This is a genomic window from Falsiroseomonas sp. RANM36 (assembly GCF_056682175.1).
In genome coordinates this window covers 617,552-617,990 of sequence record NZ_JBWXTD010000002.1, presented here as the reverse complement: position 1 = coordinate 617,990, position 439 = coordinate 617,552, and the positions used below count along the sequence as shown (strand labels likewise).

The 439-nt window shown below is 85.2% G+C and carries 1 protein-coding gene; it reads right to left on the bottom strand.

The window, feature by feature from the left end:
• Positions 1–73 precede the first annotated feature (73 nt).
• On the bottom strand, positions 74–439 hold a 366-nt coding region (locus AC1MIR_RS03820), incomplete at its 5' end, for a DUF2497 domain-containing protein (RefSeq protein ID WP_480026853.1).

The following is a 439-nucleotide window of genomic DNA, read 5'->3' as shown; positions in this document are numbered from 1 at the left end:
GGGGGGGGCGGCCGCCTGGGGGTGCGCGGGGCGGGGGGGGGGGGGGGGGGGGGCGCGCCGCGGGGGGCGGGCGCTAACGCGCCCGCCCGACCACCCGCTCGATCTCGGCGCGCACCAGGCGCTCGACCAGCGGCGGCAGATGCTGGTCGAGCCAGTCCTTCAGCAGCGGCCGGATCTCCTCGCGCACCACGTCCTCGATGGTGGGGCCGCCGCGATGGACGGTGGCGGCGCGCTCCTGCGCCCCGGGGCGCCGCAGCTTGCCGCCGGCGGCGGGGGTGGCGGCGGCGACCGCCGGGGCAACGAGGGCCGCCGCCTGCAGGGCTTCGGCGCCGGGCCCGGTCGCCCCCGCCTCGGCCGGGGTGGCCCGCGCGGGCGCGGCGGCGCCGGGGGGCGGGGGCCCCCGCCTCGCTTCGGGGCGTTGCCGCCGCGCGGCCGCGCG